We start from the raw sequence: 435 nt of genomic DNA, 5'->3' as shown, positions 1-435 counted from the left end.
ATTGTACAATTAGGATTAAAGAAGATACTGGAAGCAGTATATGAACCAAAGTTCCAGGACAACATGTACGGTTTCCGTCCAAACAAGAACTGCCATATGGCAATTAAAGAGATGTGTATCAGTATTGTCCGCAAACGGATTAATTATGTAGTGGATGCAGATATAAAGGGTTTCTTTGACCACATGAGCCATGAATGGACAATGAAATTCGTTGGGTACTATATCAAAGACCCCAACATACTTTGGCTGATAAAGAAATATCTGAAGGCAGGAGTATTAGAAAGCGGGAAGTATCAGACGAACGAGGTTGGTTCAGTTCAGGGAAATATCATCAGTCCGATATTGGCAAACATCTACATGCACCATGTGTTGGTGCTGTGGTATAAAGCATATTATGAAAAGCGTGGAACAGGGAAGAGTTTTCTGGTGGTATAC

The 435-nt window shown here is 39.8% G+C and carries 1 protein-coding gene; it reads left to right on the top strand.

The window, feature by feature from the left end; genetic code table 11:
- Positions 1 to 435 (top strand): reverse transcriptase domain-containing protein (locus ARB69_RS28530; protein WP_242857662.1); only part of this gene is annotated, 435 nt, incomplete at both ends.

The sequence above is a fragment of the Faecalicatena contorta genome, assembly GCF_001404335.1.
Lineage (GTDB): Bacteria > Bacillota > Clostridia > Lachnospirales > Lachnospiraceae > Faecalicatena > Faecalicatena contortus_B.
Note: the sequence above shows the minus strand (reverse complement) of the source record. Positions and strands in the feature narration are given on the sequence as shown.